We start from the raw sequence: 26,171 nt of genomic DNA on the forward strand, positions 1-26,171 counted from the left end.
GAGTGATCATCCTGCGGGTGCGCGAGCCCGACCTGCCACGGGGCTTCAAGGTTCCGGGTTATCCCGTGACGCCGGTCCTTTCGGTGTTCGCGTGCGGATACATCCTCGTCAGCTTGCACTGGTACACCTGGATCGCGTTCAGCGGCTGGCTCGCGCTCGCGCTAATCTTCTACTTCGTGTGGGGCCGCCATCACAGCGCGCTCAACAGCGAATCGCTGCAGCGGGACGCGCTGTGACCGTCGTCGTCGGGTACCGGGCCGGCAAGGTCGGGCTCTCGGGACTGCACCTGGGGGTACGCATCGCGCGCACCCGCGGCACCTCGCTGACCATTGCGACCATCGTGCCCAAGCCGTGGCTGACGCCGTCGCGCGCCCGTGTCGACGCCGAGTTCGAGCTGTGGGCCGACGCCCTGGCCGCGGAGTCGGCGAACGAGGCCGCCGGGATCATGGCCACGGTGGCCGACGGGATCGAGGTCAACTACGTGCACCGCGCGCACGGATCGGTGTCAGGTGGGCTCCTCGAGGTCATCCAGGAGGTCGACGCCGACGTGCTGGTGCTGGGCTCGTTGCCCAGCGGCGGCCGGGGTCAAGTGCTGATCGGTTCCACCGCCGACTGGCTGCTGCACGCCTCGACCGTGCCGGTGGCCATCAGCCCGCGCGAATACCGTTCGCACCAAGGCAAGTTGACCCGCATCACCTGCGCCTACTCGGCCACTCCCGACTCGATCGATGTGGTGAAGCGCTGCTTCGAATTCGGGCAGCGATTCGGTGTGCCGGTACGGGTCATCACGTTCGCGGTCCGCGGGAAGACGATGTATCCACCGGAGGTGGGGCTCGAGGTCGAGGATCAGGTGCTGCAGGCCTGGGCGTCACAAGTGCGAGGCATCCTCCAGGAGCTCAAGACGGACGAGATCGTCAGCGACGACGTCGCCTTGCAGGTGGTAACCGGCCGCAGCTGGAAAGAGGCGCTGGCGAAGGCGGATTGGCAGGAGGGCGAGATCCTGGCGCTGGGCACCCGGCCGCGCGGCGACATCCGCCGCGTCTTCCTCGGTTCGCGCAGCACCAAAATCATCCGCGAGAGCCCGGTGCCGGTGCTGGTGCTGCCCGGCTAACGCTGCGCCGCGGCGTTGGCGGCCGCTTGCGCCCGTTTCAGCGTCGCCGCGACATCGCCACGGCCCAGGAACATCTCATCGAAGTAGGGCTGCAGGGCGTCGTTGCCGGCCGGAAAGCCGGCGCCCCCCGGCGCCGCGATGCGCGGGCCGTTGAGCACGCTGAAAAAGGGTGTGACGTCCACGCCCCGGGCCGACCAGTAGTCGAAGTAGACCGGCTGGGCCGACAGGACCGCCGGGATCGCCGCTCCCTGGCAGCCCAAGAACTCGTTGCCCTGTTTGCTGCCCATCCAGGCCAAAACCTGGCGCACTGCGCCGGGATGCTTCGTCGCGGAATTGCCCGCCGCTGCAATGCCGTTGGTGACACTCACCCGGCCGGCCGGGCCCACCGGCATCATCGTCACCCCCCAGTGAAAGCGGGCATCGCGGGCCACCGGCGCCAGGTTGTAGGTGCCGGACTGGAAGAGCGCCATCCTGCCGGCCAGGAACTGGTTGCGGGAGAAGTCGCCGTTGCCGTTGGTGTCCGAGGCGGGCGGCGCGACGTGGTCGTCGTTGATGAGGCCGACCAGATAACGGAAGGCCTGCACCGCCCCGGGATTGTCGAACGCGAACTGGTCGCCGCGCTGGAAGACACCACCGGCCGAGCCGATGTAATTGAGGTAGATCCCCTGCGGGTCATTGGCGGCGTTGTAGCCCCACTGACGAACCCGCCCGGCGTCGAAACCCGCGGTGTCGCCGCGACGTCCATCGGCGTCGACGGTGAGCCGGGCCAGCATCGCGCGCAGCGTGTCGTCACCGCCGGTGCCCCAGCGCAAGCCGTTCAGCTGGGCGGGTTGGACGCCGGCCGCGGCGAGCAGGTCGGCGTTGTAATACAGCGCGATCCCCGCGTCGGTCAGCTGCGGCACCCCCCACAGCGCGCCCCCGCGGGTGAACTGGTCGACGACCGCCGAGTCCCACGCCGAGGCGGAGCCCGGCCCGAGGGTCGCGCCGATGTCCATCAACCGGCCGCTGTCGGCGTAGGCGGCCAGGTAGGCGTTGGAGAGCCAGAAGATGTCGTCGGCGCTGCCACCGGCGACATCGGTGCGCAGCGTGTCGAAGTAGGTCGGATACGCGACCACGCTGGTGTGCACCGCGATATCGGGATGCGTGCGGTTGAACGCCTCGAACGACTGCCGGTAGGCCGCGGCGATCTGTTCGCCCCAGACCCGCACCGTCACGACGGTCTTGCCGCCGGCCGGCTGGCCGGAGTAGTCGAGCAGCACCGCGGTCGCGCCCAACAGGACCGCGACCAGCGCGAGCGCCAAAGCCATCAGCGTCGAAACGCGGGGCCGGGTCATGGCATGCACCGAGATTGCCGTGATGGTCGTGGAGCGCCCGGAATCGGAGCCGTGACCGCACTCTCGGCGCGTGAGCGGCTCACTTGAGCCCCGAGACGACGATCGACGCGACGATGTGACGCTGGAAGACCACGAAAAGCGCGATCAGCGGGACGATCGCCACGGTCGTCGCCGCCATCACCAACGTCCACTGCGAGTTGAACCGCGACTGCAGATCGGCCGTCGCCACCGTGAGCACCCGCCACTTGTGCCCGCTGGTGATCACCAACGGCCACATGAAGTTGTTCCACTGCGAGACCACCGTGATCAGCGTCAAGGCCGCCAGCACCGGCCGGCTGGACGGGATCACCACGTGCACGATCACGTCCAGGGTGTTGGCCCCGTCCAGGTGGGCGGCGTTGATCAAGTCGTTCGGGATGATGCGAAAGTGCTCGCGCAGCAGGAAGATCGCATACGGCGAGCCGAACATGAACGGCAGCACCAGCGCCCAGAACGTGTTGCGCAGGCCGAGCTGGGCCATCATGAGATACATCGGCACCACCGTGACCGTGCCCGGCACCATCAAGGTGGCGATGTAGACCCAGAACAGCGCGTCGCGTCCGGGGAAGTCCAACCGCGCGAACGCGTATGCGGCCAGCACCGAAAAGGTCAACTGGCCCACCAGGATCACGGCCGTCATCAAGGCGGTCACCGCCGCCGCCCGGCCGAATCCGGCCCCGCCGAGGTCGGCGTAGTTGGCCAGCGTGAACGGGCGGGGCAGCTGCAGGGGCGTACCCGTGGCGAACTGGTGCGCCGAGGTGAACGAGGTCAATAAGCCAAGGGCGAAGGGCACCAACGTGATCACCGCACCCAGGACGAGTCCCGCGTAGACGATGAGCCGGCTAGGTGAGGTCATAGCTGATCCGCCGGCGGAAGTAGAGATGCTGCACGATGGTGACGCCGATCAGGATGACGAACAACACCACCGCCATCACCGACGCGCGCCCGATGGCCGCCGAGCCGAAGGCCTCCGCGTAGATGCGGTGGGCCACCAGGTCGGTGCTTACTCCGGGGCCGCCGCCGGTCAACGCGTAGACCATGTCGAAAACCTGTGCGGTGCTGACGATCCCGGTCACCAGGACGAAGAACGTCGTCGGCCGCAGCATCGGCAGGGTGATGCGCCAGAACCGTTGCCACGCGTTGGCGCCATCGGTGCGCGCGGCGGCCTGCACGTCCTCGGGGATCGCCAGCAGGCCGGCCAGGAACGACAGCGAGACGTATCCGACGTTGGTCCACACGACCACGGCGGAGACGAGCGGCAGCGCGAAGGTGGGGTCCGACAGCCATTCGATGCTGTGCCCCAACAGGGCGCTCACCGCCCCGTCCGTCGGGGCCAGAATCCACCGGCACAGCACCGCGATCGCCAGCGGTGCGCAGATCCACGGCAGCACGTACAGAGTGCGGAACAGGCCCGTGCCGGGAAGCCGGCGGGCCAGCATGGACGCGGCGACCAGGCCCAGCACCGTCTGGGCCGGAACGACGATCGCCACGAAGAGTGCCGTCACGATCAGTGAGTTGGCGAAGCCGTGATCCGCGAGCACCGACCGCCAATTGGCCAGGCCCACATAGCGCAGCGGGCCCAGCAGGTCCCAGCGGTAGAGGCTCAGCCAGATCACCACCAGGATGGGCAGCAGCAAGAAGGCGACGACGCCGAACAGGCTGGGCGCCAGCAGGGCGTAGCCCAGCGCAGTGGAGCGAGGCTGTGTCCGCAGGGCGCCGCTGGCCATGGAGGTAATTAAAGCGGGCGGCGCCGGGGTTTGGCGTGAACGGCCGTTACGGTGGACCCGTGACACCGAACCGGGGGATCGATGCCGACTTCCTCAACCTGCCACGGCACCAGCTGGCCGACGCCGCGCTGTCGGCGGCCACCGCGGCCGGCGCCAGCTACGCCGACCTGCGAGTTCACCGCGTCCTGACCGAGATCATCCAGTTGCGCGACGGCGAACTGGAGACGGCGGTGGTCAATCGCGAGGTGGGGCTGGCGGTGCGGGTGATCGTCGACGGCACGTGGGGATTCGCCTCACACGCGGAGCTGGCGCCCTCGGTGGCTGCCGAGACCGCGCGGCGTGCCGTGCAGGTGGCCACCACCCTGGCGACGCTGAACAGTGAGCGCGTGGAATTGGCGCCCGAGCCGGTCTATGCCGATGCCACCTGGGTTTCGGATTATCGGATTGACCCGTTCAGCATCCCGGCGACCGACAAGATCGGCGTGCTCGAGGAATACTCCGGCCGGCTGCTCAGCGCCGACGGCGTCGACCACGTGTCGGCGGTTCTCACGGCCGTCAAGGAGCAGACGTTCTACGCCGACACCTTCGGGTCGTCGATCACCCAACAGCGGGTCCGGGTGCAGCCGTCGCTGGAGGCGGTGACCGTCGACCCCGCCGCGGGCAGTTTCGACTCGATGCGCACGCTGGCGCCACCGATGGGACGCGGCTGGGAGGTGCTGGCCGGCGACGACGTGTGGAACTGGACCGACGAGCTCGCACAGCTGCCGTCGCTGCTGGCCGAAAAGGTCAAGGCGCCCAGCGTCACCGCGGGCCGCACGGACCTGGTGATCGACCCCACCAACCTGTGGCTCACGATTCACGAATCCATCGGCCACGCAACCGAATACGACCGCGCCATCGGCTACGAGGCCGCCTACGCCGGAACGTCGTTCGCCACGCCGGACAAACTCGGCAGCATGCGGTACGGCTCGTCGGTGATGAACGTGACCGCCGACCGCACCGTCGACCACGGGCTGGCCACCGTCGGCTACGACGACGAAGGGGTGGCGGCGCAGACCTGGGATCTGGTGCGCGACGGCATCTTTGTCGGCTACCAGCTCGACCGGGTGTTCGCGCTGAGGCTCGGACAGGGTCAGTCGCAGCCGCGGTCCAACGGGTGCTCGTATGCCGACTCCCCGCATCACGTGCCGATTCAGCGGATGGCCAACGTGTCGCTGCAGCCCGCCCGCGAGGACGTCAGCACCGCGGACCTGATCGGACGCGTCCAGGACGGCATCTACATCATCGGTGACAAATCGTGGTCGATCGACATGCAGCGCTACAATTTTCAGTTCACCGGTCAACGGTTCTTCCGCATCCGCGACGGCCGGCTGGACGGCCAATTGCGAGACGTCGCCTACCAGGCCACCACTACCGAGTTCTGGAATTCGATGGAGGCCGTGGGCGGCCCGTCGACGTGGCGGCTGGGCGGCGCCTTCAACTGCGGCAAGGCCCAGCCCGGCCAGGTCGCCCCGGTCAGCCACGGTTGTCCCTCGGCGTTGTTCCGGGGCGTGAACGTGCTCAACACCCGAACCGAGGGCGGCCGATGATCACCGCGCAGCACGTCGTCAACCTCGTCTTGGAAGAGGCCGCCAAGCTCGGTGGCGCCAGCGAGACCATGGTGCTCGTCACCGACAAGGTCGAGGCGACGCTGCGGTGGGCCGGCAATTCCATGACCACCAACGGGGTTTCGGTCAACCGCAATATCACGGTGATCTCCATCGTCCGCGAAGGGTCCAGCGCACGCATCGGCACCATGGTCTCGGCCGAGGTGGACCCGCGGGTGATCCCCGAGTTGGTGGCGGCGTCCCAGGAGGCGGCCCGCTCGGCGCCCGAGGCCGGTGACGCCGCGCCGCTGCTGGCCGACACCGGGGTGCCCGTGGATTGGGACGCGCCGGCGCCCGGCACCGGCCCCTTGGTGTTCGCCGACGTCGCCGATTCCCTGAGCCGCGGCTTCCGCGGCACCGATCGTCTGTACGGCTTTGCGCACCATAGCGTTTCGACGACGTTTCTGGCGTCGTCGACGGGGGTGCGCCGACGCTACACGCAGCCGGCCGGGGCGGTGGAGATCAACGGCAAGCGCGGTGACGCGAGCGCCTGGGCCGGTATCGGCACACCCGACTTCGTCGACGTGCCAATGGATTCGTTGCTCGAGGAGTTGGCGATGCGGCTCGGGTGGGCCGAGCGCAGCGTGGAGCTGCCCGCGGGACGCTACGAGACGATCATGCCGCCCTCCGCGGTCGCCGACATGATGCTGTACATGGCCTGGTCGATGGCCGGCCGGGGCGCGCGGGAAGGCCGCACCGCTTTCTCGGCCCCCGGCGGCGGGACGCGCGTGGGGGAGCGGCTCACCGAGCTGCCGCTGACCCTGTTTTCCGACCCGATGGCGCCGGGCCTGGCGTGCACGCCGTTCGTCGCGGTGAGCAGCTCGTCGGAGACGATGTCGGTGTTCGACAACGGCATGGAGATCGGCCAGGTGGACTGGATCCGCAACGGGGTGATCAACGCGCTGGCCTACCCGCGTGCGACGGCCGCCAAATTCGATGCCGACGTCGCCGTCGCCGCCGACAACCTGGTGATGACCGGCGGATCGGCCGAGCTTGCCGACATGATCGCGGCCACCGAACGCGGCCTGCTGCTGACCACGCTGTGGTACATCCGCGAGGTCGACCCGACCACGCTGTTGCTCACCGGGTTGACCCGCGACGGTGTCTACCTCATCGAGGACGGCGAGGTGACGGCCGCGGTCAACAACTTCCGCTTCAATGAGAGCCCGCTGGACCTGCTGCGGCGGGCCACCGAGGCCGGGGTGAGCGAGAAGACCCTGCCCCGGGAGTGGGCGGACTGGGCCACCCGGGCGGCTATGCCGTCGCTGCGGATACCGGACTTCTACATGTCGTCGGTCAGCCAGGCTCAATAGGCGATTGCCGCTGCGCCGGCCGCGTTCTAGCGTGTGACGAATGGCGGCTCCGGTTTCGGTTCGAGAAGATCAGCTGACGCGGTTGGTGGCCCTGTCCCCGGGCGCCCCGGCGGACGCTCGGGTCGCGGCCCTGGTTCGGCGGGTGTGCGCCGAGACGCTGTCGCTGCCACCGCTACCGAGCCCCGTCGACGTCGGCGCGCCCGAATCGGAGGCCGAAGCCGTCGTCGCCGATTTCGCCGAGCAGTTCAGCGCCGACGTCTCCGCGATCACCGAGGGCCATCGGGCCCGGTTGGTCAAGCACTTGGGAGATGGTGCCTTTGGCGTGGTGGTCTCGATGTATGTCGCCGACTTCGTCCCGCGGGTGCGCGCCGGGCTGGAGGCGCTCGGCGTCGGTTCGGAGTACATGGGCTGGGTGAACGGCGTCTCGTGGGATCACACGACGAACCCGGCGAATCTGGTGTTCAACGACTTCTTGCCCGTGGTGGCCCGGATGCGCGGCCTCGATCCGCTCACCTCCGAGCTGGTCCGGCTGCGCGGGGCGGCTCAGCACAACTGCCGGTTGTGCAAGTCGCTGCGCGAGGCCACGGCGCTCGATGCCGGCGGTTCGGAGACGCTGTACGACGAGATCGGCCGCTTCGAAGCCTCGCGTCTGCTCGACGACCGCGTCAAAGCAGCGCTGCGCTACGTCGATGCGTTAATTTGGACCCCTGCGCACCTCGCCGCCGACGATGTCGCCGAGGTGCGCTCCCGGTTCTCGGACGCCGAGGCCGTGGAGCTCACCTTTGACATCATGCGGAACGCAAGCAACAAGGTCGCGGTTGCGCTCGGGGCCGACGCCCCGCGCGTCGAGCAGGGTACCGAGCGGTATCTGCTGGATGCCGGCGGCCAGACCGTGTTCAGCTGACTGATTGCATCGGCGTGTGGAGCGCCGCCGACGGCCCGGCGCGCGCCGACTTTCCGCTGGTCAACTCCCGGACACCCGCCCGCCGTCTTGGCAACGGCCGCCGTGCTGGCCGTGGGTCCGGCGACGGTCGTTCGCCCTGGGACGAAGTAGGAAATGTTAACCATCCGTACACGATCACGCAAACAAAAGTTCGTCGCTCGGGCCGCCGGTACTGGCTAAATTCATATCTCGGCACCGAAACTGATGCGTGACGGTGATCCTCAGATGGCAGCGCCGCCTGAGTTAGAGACAGTCGAACCCGCGACTGTTAGCCGTGGCCCGAACCGCCGTCTCGGCTAATTGTCGCCACACCAAAGCTTGGATTGCGCCGGAGAGCATTCGCTCCCGGCCAGAGGGAGGTCCGGAGATGACAACCACCCGTTCGCGCTCGCGCATGCGAGTGTCATCGGTCTGGGCCGCCGGCGTTGCGCTGGGGGCCTCGATGCTCGGCGGCGCCGTGCTGTCCGCGCCGCAGGCTTCGGCGAATTGCACTCTGAGCCCGAAGGACGACCAGTACATCAACTTGCTCGCGCAGAACAAGATGGTGCACAACGCCGATTTCAGCGACTGCACCGAGGCCGCCGAGGGGCGTTGGTTCGCCGACCAGGTACGGAACCACCCCAACCCGTTCGGGGAGGCCCAGGAGCTGGTCAACATGATCACCAACACGACGTCGATGGACCAGAAGCAGGCCGAGTGGGAGGTCGAGTCGGCGATCTACGTTTACGCGCCGGACATGATCCCGAAGATCAAGGATCAGGCCGCGCACTTCAACTGGCCGGCCGAGTAGGGAGTCGACTGGTTTCGGTTAGCGGTGCCAGCTAACCGATAATTGGGGCGCCGACGCTGGGGGGTCGGCTAAGCCCATGGTTGCCCATGAAACGGGCAGTGCATCCATCAAGTGCTGCCTGTCGTCCGAATATGCAACGGGCGCTTGCGGATTTGCAAACGATTGTTCATCCATTATTCGACTGGCGGGTCGTTTGCCGCGGTCGTCGTCGGTGGTAATCGATGGGCAGCGCGAATGAGATAAGTAGCAAATTCCACAGAAGGGGGTCTGGGAAAGTGACGACTTCACGATCGCGCGCGCAAGTGCTGGCCGCGGGGGCGGCCGGTGTCGTGCTGGGAGCCGCGATGTTCGGCGGTGCTGTGCTGTCGGCGCCGCACGCATCGGCGTCGTGCAACATGAGCCCGGCCGACGACCAGTACATCAAGCTGCTGGCGCAGAACAAGATGGTGCACAACGCCGATTTCAACGATTGCAGCGAGGCCGCCGAGGGGCGTTGGTTCGCCAGTCAGGTGCGGGCCAACCCCAACCCGTTCGGCGAGGCTCAGGAGCTGGTGAACATGATCACCAACACCACGCCGATGAGCCAGAAGCAGGCCGAGTGGGAGGTCGAGTCGGCGATCTACGTCTACGCGCCGGATCTGATCCCGAGGCTCAAGGATCAAGCCGCACGGCAGGTGCCCGGGCAGCCCGCACCCATGTAAGGCCCGCTTCGGCTCATACCGCGGTCACGGCCACGGCCAACGCGACGCCGAATACCAGGGCGGCCGCGGCCGTGGCCGCGAGAAACCCGAGCCCAAACCGGCGGCCGCCCGCGGTGAAGGCCAGCACCGTCTTGACGAGCAGGTTGGAGCCGAGCGCGGCGGCGATGGCGACCAGGGCCGTGTCGACAGTGACGTCACCCTTGGCCGCCAGGCTGGCGGCGGCCACCGCGCCGGCGTGGGCGTCGGCGAGACCGGCGGCGAACGTGGCCAGCACCAGCCCCTGCGGGCCGAGCTCGTCGGCGCCCCACCGGCCGACGAGCAGGGCGAAGGTCAATACCGCGGCCAGGACGAGGGCGGGCCGCAAGGTGAAAGGCCGGGTTTCCTTGGTCGCTGCGGTGTCGTCGCCCTGCTCCGACTTCTGTTGCGGGGCCCGGGTGGCGCCGCGGTAGACGAACGCGGCGACGCCGACGAGGACGAGCGCCGCGGCGGCCACCGGAGGCCACAGGCGGCGCAGCACGTCGACGTCGACGAGCCCGATCACGACGAGCAGCTGCACGAAGGTGGCGAGGCTGGCCAACAGGGCGCTGGCCAACGGCGCACGCAAGCTTGGGGCGGTTCGGGCGAGCCGGCCCATCGACGCGGTCGTCGCGGTGGCCGAGACGAACCCGCCGGCCAAACCGGTGACCAGCAGGCCACGTTCGGGCCCGAGCGCTCGAACGCCGATATAGCCCAGCCAGCCGATACCGGTCAGCAGCACCACCAGCAGCCACACCTTCTCCGGGTTCAGCACGCCGAAGGGTCCGAGTGGGCGATTGGGCAGCAGCGGCAGGATCACGAACGCCACGACGAAAAACTTGATGGCGTCCTCTAGTTCGACGTCGCTGACGATCTCGCGGGCGAAACGATGCAGCCGGGTCTTCGACACCAGCAGCCCCGCCACGACCACGGCGAGGGCCACGGCAACCGTCGGGCGGGTGTAGGCGACCGCACCGAGGAGGTAGGCGACGAGCGCGGCGAACAGTGTGGTGGTTCCCGGGTCTTTGGTGCTGGTGCGAAAGTAGGCGAGCCCCAGCAGCGCCCCGATACCGACGAGACCGCCCAGCACGGTCCACTGATTGAAGCTCGCGGCGATGGCCCCGATCAGTGACAGGAGCGCGAACGAACGCGACCCGGCGGGAAGCTTGCGGTTGTGACTGCGTTCTCGCTCCAGCCCGAGCAGTAACCCGACGGCCAGCGCCACCAGGAACGGCTGGATTTGCTGCCAGCTCACCACGACTCCTATTCAGCAGACCCGTCCTTGTTACCCGTCGACAACTTAGCCCGCACACCACCGCATCGCTCGTGAACAGTGCGGGCGCTAATCTCACAGTCGTGCAGAGGCTTCTGGTGAGAGCGACAGCGGCCGGCCGGGCAAGGCTGCGGTACACCGCGGCGGGTTCCGTTACGGTGGAGAACGCATTCGCAGCTGGTTGGTAAAAGGGGCGGTAGCTCAGTTGGTTAGAGCCGCGGACTCATAATCCGTTGGTCGCGGGTTCGAGCCCCGCCCGCCCCACAAGGTATTTACGCAGGTAGACGGGCTATTTTAGCCCCGGTGCCCTGTCGCTGATGTGGCGGTGCAGACCCCTGTGTCGGTGGTTTGTCGTCAGTCGTGTGACTTAACGGGGCACGGGGTGCTCGTCCGCAGCCGCGCCGTCAGCTATCCGCCTGTTGGTGGGTCTCGGCGAAGGTGAGCACACGCGGTGCTAGGCGATGAAGCGGCGGTATGCCGGTGCGACGAGTGAAGCCGGGACCGTTTTGTAGGGCGTACATGCCGTGCCTGCCCTCGAATCGGCCGATCAGTTCCCGCACGGTAGCGACGTCATCCGTCACGTTCGGGTACAGGATTGCGTCCAGCTTGTCCTGCAACTTGCCCAATTCAGGCTGAAGCGACTTGATCATGTCCAGCACACTGGGATCAGAAGTCATCTGTTGCAGCTCACTCCGCTTCACCCACGGCTTGTTCCTAGACTCCTTAGTGAATCCGAGCATGTACCTGCGATCCATGTACACATTCACCGTGGGCTCGCTGTGAACGCTTGCGCCGAACTCGTACTTGAACGCGTTGATGTCGCCGTGCAACAGCGCATCACGCATTTCTCCCAGCCAGCGGTACTCGAACGACGTTGTCTTCAAATCATTGAACAAGGCCAGCACCGCCTGTTCTTTCGGCATCTTGCGGCCGAAGGCATCCCGAGCGGCGCGAATCGTCTGGTCCTCGTGAATCTGTAGCGCGGTTGTGAAAGAGATCAGCGCCGAGCGAAGCTTGCGCCTGCGCTCATCCCACGCGTCCTCGTCCATGAGTGAGATGCGGTCGCCCTGCAGATCTTGAAAAATGCGCGTCACCGCGTCGATCACCGCATCGCTCTCATCGGAGATGTGCCGCAACAGCTCTCTGTCCAGCATTTTCCGAAGCCGTTCGTGCGCATCGCGATAATGCGCGTGTTCGGCTTCGCTGAACGAACACACCTTGTCCAAGATGAGACCCACATCGGGGTGGTTGTCATCGCGATATCCAAGAACCGCCCCGAATGGGTCTGCGGCCGCCTCTGCCTCGGCCTGCTCCAACTCGGCATCCCGCTCTTGGAGTTCACCGATCGCAGCCTGCACGTTTTCCCTGGCGGCGGACATTCGTCCCTGAACGGCATCCGCCGACGGCAACCCCTCGGAAAGCCAACGGTTGCTATCGGACACGATGACCGCCAGTGCATCGTTCAAAAGCTGCTGGGTGCTGTCGCGGGTCAACCGGTCCCGAACGTCTGCGGTGTCCACCCAATCCAGCGCCACATTCTTCATAATCTGTGTCATCGCACCCATGACCTGGATGATGACAAGCATCGCGGGACTGGCTGGCGGCGGGCTATCCGACATGACGGTGTTCTGCCATGCGTTGATTGCGTTTTCGCAGAAGTCGGTGGGTGTGGTGCCCTCAAGGTCGTCCAGCGACTCCGCAAAAGCTTGCAGCCGGCTGACCCAGACCTGTATCCGCTCTACCTCTTCCTGTTCCTCGTCCTCCACGTCGATTCCTTTCCCGTGCTGTCACATCGTCTGTGGCTCCCTTCTCCTGGGCAGCCGAACAGAATCGCACACGGTCGGCCGCAATGCACGTACCGACACGCCAGAATTTTTCGGTCCGCGTGGCTAACATGCGCGACCATGCATATGGACCGCTGCAAAACCCGTTTCCGCAGGCCCCGGCGTTTCTGGTAGCTAGTACACGCATGCAGGAGCCAACAGCAAAGAAACTGCCGGACTAATTTACTTGCACTGCAACAGGTTTCATTGCGCCGGGCAATTTTTAGGGATAGTCTCGGCCGCGACCGCTCAAGGTGGGCGGCATAGGAACACAAGGAGAAAACACGCGCATATGCCATCTACGCCGAGGATGCAGAGTGAAACTTGAAGATCGCCTAGCCCATTTCATCGTGTGGCTTGAAGCAAAAGGTGTGATCCTTTGGGACACGACACAAGACGAGGAAGGCTTCAACCCCAACTCCCTGACACTCGTTGACGAGTATGTCAACACGTAGCCCCAGGGATGCAGAATGAATCGGGTTGAATCGCTGCGGGCCATCGCAGCGCAGCTTGTTGCCGAGGGAGACCGCGTGCGGGTAATCGACAACCTCGACGCGTCACGGGAACTGGTGCTAAAAGGTGGGCCGTACAAGCGTCGAACGCTCGCAGAGCGTGAGACAACCACCGTACGTTACTTCAACCTCACGATCTACGTTGAGGATGATGACCCTGTGGATGTCGAAGAACATTCGCTGTTTAGGAACGTTGTACGCGCAAGCTTGCATCGCCTGCGCAACTGGCCACAGCCCGAAAGTGCCCCGCAGGCTAAGGATTAAGACCTACGGGGCACTTCGCCCGGCAAGCAGACCGTAGAGGTGGAGGACTTCGATTGGGCCAAGCCGATTGTGGTGGACAACCTGTACCACAACTACTTCCAGCCCGCCTGCAAGGCCTTAGGCCTCGGTAGCGTTAGGTTCCACGACCTGCGGCACACCTTCGCCACGCTGGCTTTAAGTGCGGGCGAGCACTACATGCAGGTGTCCAAGTGGCTGGGGCATTCCAGTTTCGTACTGACCTTGACCACCTACGCGGACTACATCCGCGAGGACGGGACGGCGGCACCGGCGTTCGCGCGGCCAGTCGCAGAAAACACCGAGAAAGCAAAGGTTGTGCCGATTGAACGGGCGAGGGGTTGAGGCTAGTCAGATTCGATGAATTCAGCCCGTTGTTCCAGCCCCCATATGCGTGTGTACAAATACAGTGAAGCGATACCCGAAACTGCCGCGACAGCAATCAGGACTATCAACAACCACCCTACCCAATGGGGTACTTTGGATTGGCTTTCCCATATGTTCCAAACATTGAACGATGTTCCTTCGAGAATGGTTGCCTTCCACCCATTTTGCCAGATTTCCGTGCCAAGAGAGCAGATAACTGCAATGAATCCTGATGCAGCGAATGTGCGAAATAGTTGTCTGCCACGAGGACGATAGCGAGCCAGAAGCCCTGCGGTCGTAATTATATCTGTATTCAGCAGTGGATGCTGCTCACCTATAGTAACCTCGGGCTTCCCATCGACCAAGATTCGGGCGCGGTGGACTTGATTTCGCCCAAATTTGGCCGGTTTTACGTTTATCGATTGCTCGGTCTCATCGAAGTTGAGCTTTGTAATATTGGATGTTTCAAGCTGCATTCGTGAAATGATTTCCGCGCCAATAGAAATCTGCAACGCACCGTCACCATCGAAGTCCTTGGCCCCGATGTCGCTGTGTCCAATGTTGGTAAGTTCAACGTCGACCGCGTACGGTTGATCAAGGCGCCGATGGCCGTATACGATCTCGAGCTTGTTTTGTTCATCGTTTAACTCGGCGGTTATAAGTTTGAGGGATCGCGTATCGAACAGAATCTTCTTGCGTTGCCTGCCCGCTCTGAAATAGAGAAATCCGGCGATGAGACCCACAGTCGTCAGGACGAGCCCGGCTATCTTCGCGATGTCCATTGGATCCTCCTCCGCAGTAAGGTTGGACTGACTACGCCGACAGGTTCAGATCGTTTGTGACCCAGTCATTTACCGCGTTTGTCACCGTATCGGTCTCATCGAGGTCGACGGGCTTGTAGATCATGCCGACAAGGTCGGTTGGCATCGACTTGATCGAATTATCTTTGAGGAGTAGGCATCTGCGTCCCGTCATGATCATGCTCCCGACTTCGATGGTGAGGTTGTAGTTCAACCCGCGTCCGCGTCTGTCCTCGAAGAAAGCAACTCCATACCGGCTGGCCCACATGTGTGCTGCCACGTTGGTCCACAGGTCGTCAGACATGGCGCGGTCGGAAGCCAGATGGAAGTTAAGGCCGTGCCGCTCAACTTCGGTGCGTGCGGCGGACAGCGCAGCGTCTACGGGGTCACCGCCAGAATCGTCGGGAAACCTCGTCATGCCGAATACATTTAGGTCAAACGGATACGTCTCGGTGAACTGTGTAACAGGAGCGACAATCGCAGGGGGCGCTAGGGTCGGTGGCACCAGCGTGTGCACGACCGCTCCAAGCAGCGCACCGCCGTAGCTCTGCGTTTCTGCCAGCAGTTCGTGAAGTTCGGACTCGGTGACAACGCTATTCGAATGGTGTCGGCCTAGCGGTGTAATGCGATATAGCCCTTGGCCGCCCGCCTTGGTGATGAGTCCGGCCTTGGACAACGATGCGAAGGCGTTTGCGATTTTCGACGGACCGGGCAACCCCAGATTCTCGAACATCGCGGCCACGTCCCGTGGGCGAACAATACCGCCATTGCTTCGCGCCTCGACTATACGAGCTAGGGCGAGTGTCTGATCCGCGGTGCCTAGAAGCTGGACCCTTACAGCGACAGACTTGATCGGAGGTTTGCTCACTCGTCATCCAGTTCCTGAAGGTCGCTGTTGTCGGCCGAGCTGGAATCCCGGTTGTCAGATTTGCCCGTGGCCCTTTTGCGTCGTGCTGGTGCCGCCCTACGGGTTGACTTGTCGAACTTGGCAGCGATAGCGGCTTTGCCAGTCTTCGTGACGAAATACTGGCCCTTTTCGTTCGGCTCCTCCGCGATCCAACGCTGCGCGATCGCTTCACCGAAGTCACGATGGAAGTTTGCGGGCTGGGCTTCTCCAGCTGGACGGAACTGACTCCTGACTTCTTCTTTAGTGAACGAGGTCTGTCCGAGCTTCAGTTCAAGGAAACGACCGATCGCAGTGATCTTGGCAGGGAATGGTTGGGCGCCGCAATCGTCAATGTATTCACCAATGGTCATGTGGTCGAGGCCGTCCGTGCTCGCTGCAGGCTCGTCTCGGGTAGCGCGATGGCTACTTACGGGAGCTGCCGTTGGCACCCGCGGAGCGACTACGGCCGTGGGTGGTGTGGCGCCACCACCCAGAACAGTTGCGATGACACTTAGTGCGGTGGTCTGGTCGACAGTCCTCGTCAGTTCGACACCGGTGCCCTTCACCGAGACTTGAAACATATCGGACTGGATGTCGTCTTCCTCGACAACGTTCGCCTCAGATGTGACCCCTGTATCTTCCTCCGGCATACCGGCCTCCTGCGTATCTCGTACTACAAGCTACACGGATAGCTCCAATCGGTCAAAAATGTAGCGCTGGCGTTGGCCCAGGGTGCTCCGTTGGTTTGGTCCACGTTGTCCGCCCTGGGTGCCAGCAACCCCCTGTGTGCCGTTTTGTCGGTGTTTTGTCGTCACGCCTGCGCCAACTTGTCAGCCAGCGGCGTTCGCCAAGCTTGCGAGTAAGGGGCCGTTTTCAAATCCGAAAGGCATGCTGACTAGGGTATTAGAGCCGAAATTAGACCGCCGAGCGATCCAATCGGGTTTGCTATCCCGCTAGACCGAGCGACTCATAATCCGTTGGTCGCGGGTTCGAGCCCCGCCCGCCCCACTCTGTTCCCGGGACGTCGGCTGATGGCTGGCATCTCGTCTCGGCTGACGCCTCACGGTGTTTCGGCTGATGCCTGACAGTTACTTCGGCTGATCCTCGACACTCCGCAGATGAGGAAGTTGAGCGCGGCTGATCGCTCCGGCATTTCCGGAGTCTCCGGACCCACCGGGCGGTTCACCAGCCGTTAAGCTTGATAGTTCCGGACCTCTACCCGAAGGTCCGACAACGGCCGAGAGGTCGACGGCGACATGTCCGGAGGATTTCTATCGCCTCATCAGGCCCGCGCCGCGGCGCACGCGAAGGCTAAGGTCGCGCAGCAGGCGACGCGCTCGGCGAGAGTCTGCAACCGAACTACGTTGCGGCGCAACGGAGACGCAACATGACCACACGGCTCATATGGCAGTTGAGCCGGGCTCATGAGCGCATCGAGCAGATCGAGGCGCGGCTAACCGGCCCGCTGGTCGTTTCCCGCCGCGGCACGATCTGCCCGACGCGACCCGAGGAGATCGTGGCGCTTCTGCACGACACGACCAGACTCACCCATCCGATGCGGGGCCACGACGACGCTCACCCCTGGGTGCCCACCGGCGCGGCACCCGCCCAACACGCCAGGTACCGGGCGCTCCTGGACCCGCTCTTCAGGCCACGAGCTTTGGCGTGGCTCATGCCATCCATCCAGGAGCACGCCGTGGCGCTCGTCGACGCGGTGGCCGAGAAGGGCCAGTGCGAGGCCGTCGGCGAGATCGGCCGCCGGCTGGCAGCCCAAACATTGCTGACGCTGCTCGGATTGCCGGCGGGCAGTCTTGAGAGGCTGCTGTATTTACTGGCGCGGCAAGCGGAATTCCCTAGGAGCGCGCCCTTCCATGCCGACCTGATCGAATACGTCAGCCAAGCAATTTCCACAGCCAGGCCGCCGGGGATCATTGCCGCCCTCCGCGGTGAATTCGAGGAAGTGGAAATACTGAGCTTTGGCTTGCTCCTGTTCGGTGCGGCGATCGAGACGACGACCGCGGGAATCGGTTTTGCCCTGTTCGAGCTGGCCACCGACCCGCAGTTACGGGCACTCCTCATCCGCCACCCCGATCAAATCGGAACGTTTATCAACGAGGTGCTGCGCCTTTACTCTCCGATCGGCTATTGCCCGCGCGTCACCCTGGAGGAGATCACCATCGCTGGGGTAAAGGTGCCGCCGCTAACCGAACTGGAACTCTCATTGCGCACGTTGAATTTGGACGGCGGTTACCTCATAACCTACAGCGACGACAAAGTCCACGGCCGCCCGTACTACTCATTCGGATCCGGGTCGCGGCGATGTCTCGGAATGCACGTTGCCCGAGTACAGCTGAGCGTCCTCGTCGCCGAGTTCGTGCGTCGTATCCCCGGATTCACCGTGGCGCCGGGCCACGTCGAGTTGAACGTCGGCGATGACAGCACCCGACTCGGCCCGACCGCCATGCCCTTGCAGTGGCCGACGTGAGAAGCGAAGGCGCCGAATTGCCGGTGCGCCGGCAACGGCAACGCTCGTGGGTGGCGTCTTCGGACTGCGCCGCATTGAGCCGCATGCCGGAGAAGCTGGCCGATCATGTGATCGCGTGGGCAGGACGCAGGCGCAGTCGACGGGCTCACCGTCCTGGGATCGACGCTGCCGCAGGAGCTTACGACGTTCATCGATCAGGTCGTGCCGATCCTGCGGCGACGGGGTGGATTCCGCCTAGCGCACCAGTTCCACATTTCCCGATCAACCTGGGCTTGAACGACCGGCTTAAAACTCCTCGCGATCAACCACGAAGCGAACCTGACAGGCTTTGTGAATATTGCCCGGGCGGAAGCCCACGACGTCGGTATCGACGACTCGAAGACCCAGGCTCTTGAATATTGAGTGCCATTCGTCGACACGCTTGAATTGACACCCGAAATTCATATCGACAAGACCCTGGGCGACGGCGTTGCCAAAGAAATCGATGAGCACGAGCGCGCGAAATTGATCGTTTTCGTCCAGCTTGGTGAATTCGGTCAGCTCAATTTGTCCCGCGGCAACCCCAGGCGGGGCCGCGGGGACGGCGTAGGTGTCTTCCTCGATGATCAACCGCCGTGCGACACGTCGCAAATTCTTCAGCAACGGAATCAAGTCGGGTTCGTCCACGTGATGCAGGACGGTCTTGACGATCGCACTGTCGAACATGTCGTCCGCGTAGGGGACGTCGACGGGCGAAGCCATCTGCCGAAACGGCAGATGTGCAGCGTCGGCGCCGCGGTAGTCCATGACGTCCGTGGTGTAGCAGTCGTAGCCGGCGCGTGCGATCAGCGCAGCTAAATGACCGCGGCCGCTGCCAAAATCGAGCACCGTGCTTCCGCTGATGGCATCCGCGAAATTCTTGAAGTCCTGCACCGGCTTCCGCTGTGACTTATACGCCGAGTAGCCCTCGCTGAACCACGACCCGTCCCCCTCGGAGGTGAAGAATCGGGTGTGCACCTCTTGGGCAGCTTGGTAGAGTTCACGCCCATTATCGGCCGCCAGCAAGTACTTGCTTACGTCTTCCAGGGTCGCTCGCACGTCGCCGGAATAATCCGGAAAATGAAATTTGTAACTGTGTTCCAACACCGACAATGTAAAGTTCAGGGCGGTGGTTTCGTGCTGCAAAATCCCGTAAATAAACTCGTATTGAGCTCGTGTGGTGGCTGTCGGCACCAACAATCCTTCCGTCACGCACGCTTCAAACGCCTGGCGCGGCGTCGTTGGGTAGCGGCAGGCGGAGGCCAAAGCAATTGACTGAACGCATGGTATCAGTGCATTGCGAGTAGGGATATTTGGCGAAAGCGCCGTTAAATTGCTCCGATTCGCCTTTACATCGATGTTCAACCCGCGTAAGGCAAAGACGGCCAGCTCAAGGGCGCGGCCGTGTCGCGTCACGTCGGCCGCCGAGCGAAAGCCCGTGTGACGTGCGGTTCTGACCACTGACGAACCTGCAGCCTCGACCCCGGCGCGTCGGACACTGTCGAAAAGCGTCGTGAGGGCAAACGATCGCGGACGCGTAGCGCTCCCGCCCAAACCGGGCCTCCGGCGCCGACGCGGCAGCTCAGTGAAGTGCCCTGTGAGCCAGTGCATTCCACGGGGTAAATGTGGGCAGAGACACATCCCACCAGTGCGCGGGCGCAGCCCCCGTTAGAGTGCGGCCTATGGCGGTGCTGCGTGGCAAGAGGATCTTGTTCGACATCGACGGCACCCTGGTCGACTCGACCGCCACCGTCGAACGGCCCTGGGGCACCTGGGCCGACGAGTACGGCGTCGACTACCAGGAGGTGCTCAAGGTGTGTCATGGCAGGCGGACCGAGGACACCGTCGCGCAGTTCGTCGCACCACACGACCGCGTCGCTGCGACGGCCCGGCTGCTCGCTCTGCAAGAGTTGGCCGATCTCGACGGCGTCGTGGCGCTACCGGGCGCACGCCGACTGCTTGATGCCCTCCCGCATGGTCACTGGGCCGCAGTCACTTCGGGGCCGCGCTCGTTGATGGCCGCCCGACTGGCAGCGGCGCGGCTCCCCGCTCCGAAGCTGCTGATCGGTGCCGAGGATGTCGCGGACGGCAAGCCCAACCCCGAGAGCTACCTCAAAGCGGCTGCCGCGCTGGGCCTCGACGCCCGCGAGTGCGTGGTCGTGGAGGACGCGCCCGCGGGAGTCGGCGCTGGGCGGGCCGCGGGGGCGCAGGTGCTTGCCGTCACCACCACGCACCGCGCGACCGAACTGGCAGACGCCGACGTCGTCGTGGGCGATCTCTCCTGCGTTGACGTCGAGGTCACCGATACCGGTGTCGCCCTGCTGATCAACTGAAGCGGTACGAACTCTGCCGGCCTTTTCTCCGATGGCTCGCCCCACTACCGGTGTGTGCGCCGCCCACGGAATGCTCGCCGTGCCCGCGCTGTAACTTCGTTCGCAGCCATAACGACCGTGGCCGACTGCGCCACTACATGACGCGAGAGGACGCCGATGAGAACGATCGCATACCGCCGCGCGGGAGTCGTTGGCCTGGCCGCCGTCGCGCTGATCGCCGTGGGCTGCACCGATACCAAAAGCGCGAGCCCGTCGGCGTCGCAGCGGGGCGGGGTCAGCGCTACCTCGACACCTCAATCGCCCGCGCCGCCCACCGAAGTGAAGCTCGCCGGGGAGCGCGGGGTGGAGGTGACGCTGACCGGACCGATCGCCGCGAAGTACGCGTCGGCAACCCAGAGTCAGAAGGACGCTCTCGGCAAGCCCCTGACGGGTGACCACAACGCGGGCACCCGACCGAGCGGGCTGGTGTTCCAGCAGTTTCAAGGCGGCGTGATCACCGCGAAGAACGGCGATGCCGGCACGCCCGCCTGCATCACGCTGGGCAAGATCCGGGAGGCCTGGAACGTTCCACGCGACCCGTCCGGCGTACCCGCGATCACCGGTGAGAACGGGTCGGCGGGCCCGCTGGGCTTCCCGACCAGCGACGCCAACACCGTCGGCGATGCGCTCGTGTCCAACTTCGAACACGGCCAAATCACGTACAACCCGAAGACCGACCAGGTCCAGGTAACGGTCAACGGCAAGGTCGTACCTTCGGGGCTGTAGCCCCGAATTCGTCGCCCACCCCGCTCGCGGGCTGGAAGGTCCACACCTGAGTTCCGCGCGGGGGCGCTGCCAGCATTCCCGGCGATAGACTGACGCCTTCGACGTCGCAGGTGGCGGCGCTGACGCGGCGATGTGAAAGGTGGTGCGCGGTGACCGGGTCCGGTGGCGAGGCGGCCTCCGCCGTCGAGGACGCCATGCGGTCCGACGAAGAGGCGGCCGCGGGTTATCGAGAGTGGCTGGCCGCCGCCCAGCGCGCGGGTCGACGAGTGCTGCAGGAACCGGACGGCACCTACGTGCTGTGGCGGCGCGACGACGTCCTCGCCGCGGTCCGTGATGGGGACCTCTTCGCCAGCCGCCAAGGCGAACTGATGCCCGGCAACCCGCCGTTCGGGCCGTACCGGGAAATCATGGTCGACCTGTTGTTCAATCCGGTCAATTCGCGCGAAATGCTGAGTCCCGTGCGCGGGATCATCGAAAAATGCGTCGACGCCGTGGCGACGAAACTAGACCGCTGCGACGGGGCGGGCGTCGCCGAGGTGGTGTGGCGCGCAGCATTCGTCACGGTCTGTGGGCTGCCGACGGACACCCCTATCGACGCTGTCAACCCCAAGCTCGTCGGGACGATCCGTCGAGCACCGCTCGGCGGCCCCGACGTGATCAGCCGCCTCGCCACCGAACCGCTCACCGACGAAGAAGTACTGGGCATCATTGGCGCGGTGCTCCGCGGTCTGGTATTCACGTCGTTCGCTATCAAGGCCGGTCTGGCGGTGCTGGCGCGGAGGCCGATGCTGCAGCGGGAGCTACGCGAAAACCCAGACCGGCAACGCAGGTTTATCGAGGAGCTGCTGCGGCTGGATGGCGGGGCGAAGACTGTTTCACGAAGAACGACTCGGAGCGTGACAATCGGAGAAACGACCATCCCGGCCGGATCGCCCGTCCATCTGTGTGTCGGACTGGTTCATCGCGACGAGGCTGACGACATGTCCGGGCACAACATCAAACTGAATGGCCCGCAACGGCATTGGAGTTTCGGCGGAGGCCCGCACCGGTGTCCGGCGTCGCACCTGGCCCGGGACCTGCTGGGGATGTTCTTCGAGGTCTGGCTCGCCGAGGTCCCGTTTTTCTGGTTCGACTCAGATGGTGGCGATGTTCCCAAGGCGTGGCATCCCAAGCCCTACAGCCCGGCGCCTAATGAGATTTTCGAGGGCTGGTTCCCGAGTCAGGTGCCGCTCAGGTGGCGACCCGAGCCGTGACCACGCACGGACGACGTGCCCACTGGTTCCTCGGTCGAGTGGTCCATTCGATCGACGCGCTATCGTCTGCGGGTGGCCATATCGACTCCTGCGAGCGCAGCGGTCGCGGCATTGCTTGCGGCAACCGCTTGCGTGACGGCGCCCCTCGGCGCCGCTGATCCGACACCCCAGCAGTCGCCGTTTCCGACCGGGAAAGCCGGCACCACGATCCACGTCACGGAGTACAACACCGCGACCGCGGACGTCACCCTCAACAACGCGAGCTGGGTCTCATCCGGCTGCTCCCTCAGCGGCGGGGGCTGCAACGTCATCGAGTTCACCATCGTCGGCAAATCCGATACACCCTTCAGTTACAGCCAGACCTCAGTGACAGCCGCGTCGTCCCCGTGGCGGCAAGACCCGTACCGGGACGTCCAAGGCGCCTCATCCGCGATTGACTACCAGAAGATCAACAAGACGCCGCCCCTGCGCTCGGGAAGCGTCGCCAACGGCCAGACCGCTCACGGATTTCTCGCCTACGACGCCAGCGTCGCCCAGGGCGACGTTTACGTCGAATTCCTCGACCCCAACGCTCCGGCCGCGCCCACCCCGCTGGCGGGCTGGAAAGTCCACACCTAGCAACCCACAGGTATCTGACAAGCTGTTGGCGTGAACGAACCGTGTCCCTGCGGCAGCGGTGCCACCTATCGCGCGTGTTGCGGACCGCTTCACGATGGCGAGTCGCAAGCCGGTTCGGCTGAGGAACTGATGCGATCGCGCTACTCGGCGTTCGCCTACGGTCACGCCGACTATCTGTTCCGCACATGGCACCCGCGCACCCGCCCGGCCGACGTGACGATCGACCCGCGTATCAGGTGGACCGGCCTGAACGTGATCGAACTGCGCGAGGGCGGGCCGGACGACGATTTCGGTGAGGTGGAGTTCACGGCCCGGTTCGAGTCCGCGGGCCGTGCGGGAAGCCTGCACGAGCGCAGTCGTTTCGAGCGCCGCGCCGGCCGGTGGTTCTACCTCGACGCCGCCGCCGCGGAATGAGTTTTCCTCATCCCGATCGCTTTGGCCTAGCGGCGGTCTCCGCCCCGCCAGGAATCGCCGGTTAAATTACCCCTATGCGCGTTGCTCGCCTGATCGGTGCAGTCCTGGCGATCCTCATGACCGGCCTGTTGGCGCCGGCCCCCGCCGGCGCGCAACCACCGTCCAAGCTCATGGACCACGTCACCGACGGCGTCGGGGCGCTGACGGATCCCGGTCGGGCGGCGGTCAATGCGGCGATCGACCGGCTTTACCGCCATCGGCATATTCAGCTGTGGGTGGTCTACGTCGACAACTTCTCCAGGTTCAAACCCGATAACTGGGCCGAGCGAACCCGCGGCGCCAGCGGGTTGGGCGACCACGACGTGCTGCTGGCGGTGGCCACCAACACGAAGCTGTACGCGTTTTCGGTGCCGCCCAATACGGCGGGCGTCACGCCGGACGAGCTGAACAGTCTGCGCAGCAACCAGATTGAACCCGCAGTGGCCGTCAAAGACTGGAGTGGTGCAGCGGTCGCCGCGGCAGACGGGTTGAACAAGGCGGCGAGCACCTCAAAGCCGATGTGGGTGCCGATCGCGATCGGCCTCGGCGTGCTGGTGTTGATCGTCGTGCTGTTTCTCGTGTTCTATCGAGTGCGCCGCCGTCGGCGTGTTACGCGGCGGGTCGACCCTGGCGATACCCAGGTAAGCGTGGGCGATTCGGTGGGGGAGGCGTTGTCCACCGCGGACACCCGGTTGCGCCAAATCTCGGACTACGTCACCCGGCATCACGACAGCGTCGGCGCCGGGACGCTGGCCCGAGTCGACGAGGCGAGAAGGCATTTCGCGGCGGCGCAAGCCAAGGAGGCAAGCAACGCCGCCGAAGCAATCGCCCACGCCAACCGGGCTTCGACGCTCGCCGCACAGGGGCAGACGCTGGCGAACGCCGACGTGCTGGCAGCGCACCGCCCACCACGAGGCCGGGGCTCCGCATCCACCCGGTGATCGTCGCACCGACCGCAGCCTCAGAAGCAGCCGCTCACATGAATCCGCCGACCGCCTCCCACACAGACGTTGACCGGCGGCGGCGGTGGCGGCGGTGGTGGGAAGTCTTGCGGCAGCGGCGCATACGCGTCCGGCGGCGTCACATTGGCGTTGACCGTATCGGCGATGTTGGTGCACCCGCTCACGGAAACACGCCTGCCGACGCTTGCGCAGACGTCCGCGTTCGCCACGCCGGCGGGCTGCACGACGGCATAGATCTCAGGAACGGCGGCAAAGGCCAACACCGCCAGCGCCCCTGCAGTCCAAGACCGCACGTTCATCGGGATCTCCTTCCCATCACGGCTGCGTTTACGCACACCGGCGGCGAATCGAGGGCGCTCGCGGGGCATGCTCGCATGGCCGACAGTCAGGGAGTCGCGCCGACTTGCCCGAGTAGCGGTGTCCACTGGCAGCGTTGCCTGATGTCAGCCAGGGGTTGGCGAATGTTCTCGAGATCGGACTGCTCCTGCGGGTTGGCGTTGAAGTACTGCTGCACGTCTTCCCGAATCTGATCTTTGGGCTGATCCTGCAGGCCGGTGTAGAACCCGTTGAGGTCCGGATGGGTGTAGAGGTAGGTCGAGAGCGCCGCGGCCACGCCGGCCGCAACGCCGGCCATGTCGGCTGCCGTGCAGTTGGGGGGCCGGGGCGGCGGCTCGGCAACGGCGGTCCCCGCGGTCGCACATAGCAGGGTGCCGCTGAGCGCGCCGGCGCCGATCGCCCCGACCAGGAGCCGGCGGGTGAACAGAGATGCGAGGAACATGACTGGCTCCTTTATCCGGCGATGTACCTTGCCGGGACCGATGTCGGTTGCCGCCCGCTTCAAGCTGAGTCGAGCTGCAATTGGCATGGTGTTAACTCTGGACACGCAGCGAGGGTCATTGCTCGGGCCGAAAGTCACTACTGCGACGGCCAACCGTCAGCAAATTGCCTATTCGGCGTTCACGAGTGAGCGCACGACGCGAACGCCGTCGAAGACGAGTTTGTGGGCCGGCCGGCGCAGGGCCTCGATGGTGCCGTCCGTATGCGCGATGACTCCGCCGCCCGAGGGGATCCCGAGCCCGGCGGCCGCTCCGCCCAGCGATTCGATGGTCCGCGCCAGCCGTGCCCACCCGGCTCGCTCGTCGTGCGCGTCGACGACCAGGGGTACCAGACCGAACACGTCGAATAGCCCCGGCTCGGGGGATTCCGGTGCCTCGACCATCCCGTAACGCCCGAGCTGGACAGCGCCCGCCGAGATGCCCACCAGGACCGCCCCGCGGGCATACCGGTCCAGGATGACGTCCCTCATGCCGGTTTTCTCGAACGTGTCCCAGCCGAGTCGCACGTCACCGCCCGCGAGGACGATCAGTTGCGCGCCCTCGAGGAAGGCGCGGTCGGCGCGGTCGAACGACGAGTCGATCATGCGGCGGTCGGCGATCCCGACGGCCTCCACCGCCGCCTCGAAGATGTCGTAGAACTCCGGGCGGTCCCCGTTGGAGGCGCCGAGGTAGGCCGCGCTCGGCGGTGTGGCCCCGGCCAACCGCTCGACGGCTTCTTCGAGGAGCAGTCGGCCCTGCCGCCTCCAGAACAGCAGCTGACTGTCCGCCAGTAGATAGAGCGGCTCAAGGTGTGGGGCAATACTCATAGCGGCCATCGTCGGTGGGAGATTCAAAGCCTGGTCAAGATCGAGTAAACCCCCCATGTCCGGCCTTGAAGATCGCCGCCGCCG

General features: G+C 65.0%; 28 protein-coding genes, 1 tRNA gene and 1 pseudogene. 18 read left to right on the plus strand and 12 right to left on the minus strand.

Going from position 1 to position 26,171, the window contains the following annotated elements; all coding sequences use genetic code 11:
• Both A5692_RS05910 and A5692_RS05915 read left to right on the plus strand, forming a co-directional pair.
• Window positions 1–236 (plus strand): amino acid permease C-terminal domain-containing protein (locus A5692_RS05910; protein WP_304528603.1); only part of this gene is annotated, 236 nt, incomplete at its 5' end.
• Entirely contained in the window at window positions 233–1,111 is an 879-nt protein-coding gene (locus A5692_RS05915) for a universal stress protein (protein ID WP_068053311.1), read from the plus strand. The genes A5692_RS05910 and A5692_RS05915, both read left to right, overlap by 4 nt.
• On the opposite strand, the gene A5692_RS05920 is transcribed toward A5692_RS05915, so the two are convergent.
• From A5692_RS05920 to A5692_RS05930, 3 genes are all read right to left on the minus strand, one after another.
• Entirely contained in the window at window positions 1,108–2,445 is a 1,338-nt protein-coding gene (locus tag A5692_RS05920; protein WP_068053394.1) for a sugar ABC transporter substrate-binding protein, read from the minus strand. The two genes, A5692_RS05915 and A5692_RS05920, sit on opposite strands and share 4 nt — an antisense overlap.
• A gap of 79 nt (window positions 2,446–2,524) precedes the next feature.
• The gene (locus A5692_RS05925) at window positions 2,525–3,340 is read right to left on the minus strand and encodes a carbohydrate ABC transporter permease (RefSeq protein ID WP_068053314.1); all 816 of its coding nucleotides are present in this window, start codon (window positions 3,338–3,340) and stop codon (window positions 2,525–2,527) included.
• On the minus strand, window positions 3,327–4,196 hold the full coding sequence (locus tag A5692_RS05930; RefSeq protein ID WP_156765951.1) for a carbohydrate ABC transporter permease: 870 nt from the start codon (window positions 4,194–4,196) through the stop codon (window positions 3,327–3,329). The genes A5692_RS05925 and A5692_RS05930 overlap by 14 nt, the downstream gene beginning before the upstream one ends.
• Window positions 4,197–4,270: 74 nt before the next feature.
• Here A5692_RS05930 and A5692_RS05935 point away from each other — a divergent pair, with 74 nt between their 5' ends.
• From A5692_RS05935 to A5692_RS05955, 5 genes are all read left to right on the plus strand, one after another.
• Entirely contained in the window at window positions 4,271–5,800 is a 1,530-nt protein-coding gene (locus A5692_RS05935) for a TldD/PmbA family protein (RefSeq protein WP_068053397.1), read from the plus strand.
• On the plus strand, window positions 5,797–7,170 hold the full coding sequence (locus A5692_RS05940; protein ID WP_068053320.1) for a TldD/PmbA family protein: 1,374 nt from the start codon (window positions 5,797–5,799) through the stop codon (window positions 7,168–7,170). Before A5692_RS05935 ends, A5692_RS05940 begins: the two co-directional genes overlap by 4 nt.
• Window positions 7,171–7,210: 40 nt before the next feature.
• On the plus strand, window positions 7,211–8,074 hold the full coding sequence (locus A5692_RS05945; RefSeq protein ID WP_068053324.1) for a carboxymuconolactone decarboxylase family protein: 864 nt from the start codon (window positions 7,211–7,213) through the stop codon (window positions 8,072–8,074).
• 406 nt (window positions 8,075–8,480) lie between these two features.
• Window positions 8,481–8,903 (plus strand): hypothetical protein, encoded by a 423-nt coding sequence (locus A5692_RS05950; RefSeq protein ID WP_231984208.1) that lies wholly within the window; start codon window positions 8,481–8,483, stop codon window positions 8,901–8,903.
• A 344-nt stretch (window positions 8,904–9,247) separates the two neighbouring features.
• The gene (locus A5692_RS05955) at window positions 9,248–9,604 is read left to right on the plus strand and encodes a hypothetical protein (RefSeq protein ID WP_369830265.1); all 357 of its coding nucleotides are present in this window, start codon (window positions 9,248–9,250) and stop codon (window positions 9,602–9,604) included.
• A 13-nt stretch (window positions 9,605–9,617) separates the two neighbouring features.
• Here the strand turns inward: A5692_RS05955 and A5692_RS05960 are convergent, their stop codons facing one another.
• Window positions 9,618–10,874, minus strand: a complete 1,257-nt coding sequence (locus A5692_RS05960) for a DUF4010 domain-containing protein (protein WP_068053403.1) — start codon at window positions 10,872–10,874, stop codon at window positions 9,618–9,620.
• Window positions 10,875–11,082: 208 nt separating this feature from the next.
• On the opposite strand from A5692_RS05960, the gene A5692_RS05965 reads away from it, so the two are divergent.
• Window positions 11,083–11,156, plus strand: a tRNA-Ile gene (locus tag A5692_RS05965).
• A 140-nt stretch (window positions 11,157–11,296) separates the two neighbouring features.
• On the opposite strand, the gene A5692_RS05970 is transcribed toward A5692_RS05965, so the two are convergent.
• Entirely contained in the window at window positions 11,297–12,658 is a 1,362-nt protein-coding gene (locus A5692_RS05970; protein WP_068053329.1) for a VWA domain-containing protein, read from the minus strand.
• Window positions 12,659–13,032: 374 nt separating this feature from the next.
• Here A5692_RS05970 and A5692_RS28880 point away from each other — a divergent pair, with 374 nt between their 5' ends.
• The 3 genes and pseudogenes from A5692_RS28880 to A5692_RS05975 all read left to right on the plus strand — a co-directional run.
• Entirely contained in the window at window positions 13,033–13,170 is a 138-nt protein-coding gene (locus tag A5692_RS28880; RefSeq protein ID WP_156765944.1) for a hypothetical protein, read from the plus strand.
• Between the two features lie 15 nt (window positions 13,171–13,185).
• Window positions 13,186–13,491 (plus strand): hypothetical protein, encoded by a 306-nt coding sequence (locus A5692_RS28885; RefSeq protein WP_156765945.1) that lies wholly within the window; start codon window positions 13,186–13,188, stop codon window positions 13,489–13,491.
• Between the two features lie 48 nt (window positions 13,492–13,539).
• Window positions 13,540–13,851 (plus strand): annotated as a pseudogene (locus A5692_RS05975) (tyrosine-type recombinase/integrase); the annotation flags it as partial.
• A gap of 2 nt (window positions 13,852–13,853) precedes the next feature.
• On the opposite strand, the gene A5692_RS28890 reads toward A5692_RS05975, so the two are convergent.
• The 3 genes from A5692_RS28890 to A5692_RS28895 form a co-directional block, all read right to left on the minus strand.
• Window positions 13,854–14,654: a hypothetical protein gene (locus A5692_RS28890; RefSeq protein WP_156765946.1), complete on the minus strand. Its 801-nt coding sequence runs from the start codon at window positions 14,652–14,654 to the stop codon at window positions 13,854–13,856.
• A 31-nt stretch (window positions 14,655–14,685) separates the two neighbouring features.
• Window positions 14,686–15,405 carry a hypothetical protein gene (locus A5692_RS05980; RefSeq protein ID WP_156765947.1) on the minus strand — a complete coding sequence of 240 codons (720 nt, stop codon included), beginning with the start codon at window positions 15,403–15,405 and terminating at the stop codon, window positions 14,686–14,688.
• Window positions 15,406–15,536: 131 nt separating this feature from the next.
• Window positions 15,537–16,208 (minus strand): hypothetical protein, encoded by a 672-nt coding sequence (locus A5692_RS28895; protein ID WP_156765948.1) that lies wholly within the window; start codon window positions 16,206–16,208, stop codon window positions 15,537–15,539.
• A 737-nt stretch (window positions 16,209–16,945) separates the two neighbouring features.
• On the opposite strand from A5692_RS28895, the gene A5692_RS05985 reads away from it, so the two are divergent.
• Window positions 16,946–18,043 (plus strand): cytochrome P450, encoded by a 1,098-nt coding sequence (locus A5692_RS05985; RefSeq protein WP_068053339.1) that lies wholly within the window; start codon window positions 16,946–16,948, stop codon window positions 18,041–18,043.
• Window positions 18,044–18,328: 285 nt separating this feature from the next.
• On the opposite strand, the gene A5692_RS05990 is transcribed toward A5692_RS05985, so the two are convergent.
• A complete protein-coding gene (locus A5692_RS05990) occupies window positions 18,329–19,522 on the minus strand; it encodes a bifunctional 2-polyprenyl-6-hydroxyphenol methylase/3-demethylubiquinol 3-O-methyltransferase UbiG (protein ID WP_197514372.1) in 1,194 nt (397 codons plus the stop codon).
• Between the two features lie 221 nt (window positions 19,523–19,743).
• On the opposite strand from A5692_RS05990, the gene A5692_RS05995 reads away from it, so the two are divergent.
• The 6 genes from A5692_RS05995 (at window position 19,744) to A5692_RS06020 (ending at window position 24,424) form a co-directional block, all read left to right on the plus strand.
• The gene (locus tag A5692_RS05995; protein ID WP_068053347.1) at window positions 19,744–20,394 is read left to right on the plus strand and encodes an HAD-IA family hydrolase; all 651 of its coding nucleotides are present in this window, start codon (window positions 19,744–19,746) and stop codon (window positions 20,392–20,394) included.
• 156 nt (window positions 20,395–20,550) lie between these two features.
• Window positions 20,551–21,159 (plus strand): LGFP repeat-containing protein, encoded by a 609-nt coding sequence (locus A5692_RS06000; RefSeq protein WP_068053350.1) that lies wholly within the window; start codon window positions 20,551–20,553, stop codon window positions 21,157–21,159.
• A gap of 149 nt (window positions 21,160–21,308) precedes the next feature.
• Window positions 21,309–22,412: a cytochrome P450 gene (locus A5692_RS06005; RefSeq protein ID WP_156765949.1), complete on the plus strand. Its 1,104-nt coding sequence runs from the start codon at window positions 21,309–21,311 to the stop codon at window positions 22,410–22,412.
• 78 nt (window positions 22,413–22,490) lie between these two features.
• Window positions 22,491–23,030, plus strand: coding sequence for a hypothetical protein (locus A5692_RS06010; protein ID WP_068053406.1), 540 nt, complete (start codon window positions 22,491–22,493; stop codon window positions 23,028–23,030).
• A gap of 30 nt (window positions 23,031–23,060) precedes the next feature.
• Window positions 23,061–23,444 (plus strand): YchJ family protein, encoded by a 384-nt coding sequence (locus tag A5692_RS06015; RefSeq protein WP_068053354.1) that lies wholly within the window; start codon window positions 23,061–23,063, stop codon window positions 23,442–23,444.
• Between the two features lie 74 nt (window positions 23,445–23,518).
• Window positions 23,519–24,424, plus strand: a complete 906-nt coding sequence (locus A5692_RS06020; protein ID WP_068053357.1) for a TPM domain-containing protein — start codon at window positions 23,519–23,521, stop codon at window positions 24,422–24,424.
• Between the two features lie 20 nt (window positions 24,425–24,444).
• Here A5692_RS06020 and A5692_RS06025 read toward each other — a convergent pair whose 3' ends face one another.
• The 3 genes from A5692_RS06025 to A5692_RS06035 form a co-directional block, all read right to left on the minus strand.
• Complete coding sequence (locus A5692_RS06025; RefSeq protein ID WP_068053360.1) at window positions 24,445–24,744, minus strand: hypothetical protein; 300 nt, start codon at window positions 24,742–24,744, stop codon at window positions 24,445–24,447.
• A gap of 86 nt (window positions 24,745–24,830) precedes the next feature.
• Window positions 24,831–25,223 (minus strand): heme-binding protein, encoded by a 393-nt coding sequence (locus A5692_RS06030; RefSeq protein ID WP_068053364.1) that lies wholly within the window; start codon window positions 25,221–25,223, stop codon window positions 24,831–24,833.
• Between the two features lie 168 nt (window positions 25,224–25,391).
• Window positions 25,392–26,087, minus strand: a complete 696-nt coding sequence (locus A5692_RS06035) for a Type 1 glutamine amidotransferase-like domain-containing protein (RefSeq protein ID WP_068053367.1) — start codon at window positions 26,085–26,087, stop codon at window positions 25,392–25,394.
• Window positions 26,088–26,171 lie beyond the last annotated feature (84 nt).

It is taken from the genome of Mycobacterium sp. E342 (assembly GCF_001667665.1).
Classification (GTDB): Bacteria; Actinomycetota; Actinomycetes; order Mycobacteriales; family Mycobacteriaceae; genus Mycobacterium.

Bases quoted from the DNA above. Each gene is read 5' to 3' on its own strand.
- A5692_RS05920 (WP_068053394.1), bottom strand. From the start codon at position 2,445: ATGACCCGGCCCCGCGTTTCGACGCTGATGGCTTTGGCGCTCGCGCTG.
- A5692_RS05925 (WP_068053314.1), bottom strand. From the start codon at position 3,340: ATGACCTCACCTAGCCGGCTCATCGTCTACGCGGGACTCGTCCTGGGT.
- A5692_RS05940 (WP_068053320.1), top strand. From the start codon at position 5,797: ATGATCACCGCGCAGCACGTCGTCAACCTCGTCTTGGAAGAGGCCGCC.
- A5692_RS05945 (WP_068053324.1), top strand. From the start codon at position 7,211: ATGGCGGCTCCGGTTTCGGTTCGAGAAGATCAGCTGACGCGGTTGGTG.
- A5692_RS05950 (WP_231984208.1), top strand. From the start codon at position 8,481: ATGACAACCACCCGTTCGCGCTCGCGCATGCGAGTGTCATCGGTCTGG.
- A5692_RS05955 (WP_369830265.1), top strand. From the start codon at position 9,248: ATGTTCGGCGGTGCTGTGCTGTCGGCGCCGCACGCATCGGCGTCGTGC.
- A5692_RS28885 (WP_156765945.1), top strand. From the start codon at position 13,186: ATGAATCGGGTTGAATCGCTGCGGGCCATCGCAGCGCAGCTTGTTGCC.
- A5692_RS28890 (WP_156765946.1), bottom strand. From the start codon at position 14,654: ATGGACATCGCGAAGATAGCCGGGCTCGTCCTGACGACTGTGGGTCTC.
- A5692_RS05980 (WP_156765947.1), bottom strand. From the start codon at position 15,405: ATGTTCGAGAATCTGGGGTTGCCCGGTCCGTCGAAAATCGCAAACGCC.
- A5692_RS28895 (WP_156765948.1), bottom strand. From the start codon at position 16,208: ATGCCGGAGGAAGATACAGGGGTCACATCTGAGGCGAACGTTGTCGAG.
- A5692_RS05985 (WP_068053339.1), top strand. From the start codon at position 16,946: ATGACCACACGGCTCATATGGCAGTTGAGCCGGGCTCATGAGCGCATC.
- A5692_RS05995 (WP_068053347.1), top strand. From the start codon at position 19,744: ATGGCGGTGCTGCGTGGCAAGAGGATCTTGTTCGACATCGACGGCACC.
- A5692_RS06000 (WP_068053350.1), top strand. From the start codon at position 20,551: ATGAGAACGATCGCATACCGCCGCGCGGGAGTCGTTGGCCTGGCCGCC.
- A5692_RS06020 (WP_068053357.1), top strand. From the start codon at position 23,519: ATGCGCGTTGCTCGCCTGATCGGTGCAGTCCTGGCGATCCTCATGACC.
- A5692_RS06025 (WP_068053360.1), bottom strand. From the start codon at position 24,744: ATGAACGTGCGGTCTTGGACTGCAGGGGCGCTGGCGGTGTTGGCCTTT.
- A5692_RS06030 (WP_068053364.1), bottom strand. From the start codon at position 25,223: ATGTTCCTCGCATCTCTGTTCACCCGCCGGCTCCTGGTCGGGGCGATC.
- A5692_RS06035 (WP_068053367.1), bottom strand. From the start codon at position 26,087: ATGAGTATTGCCCCACACCTTGAGCCGCTCTATCTACTGGCGGACAGT.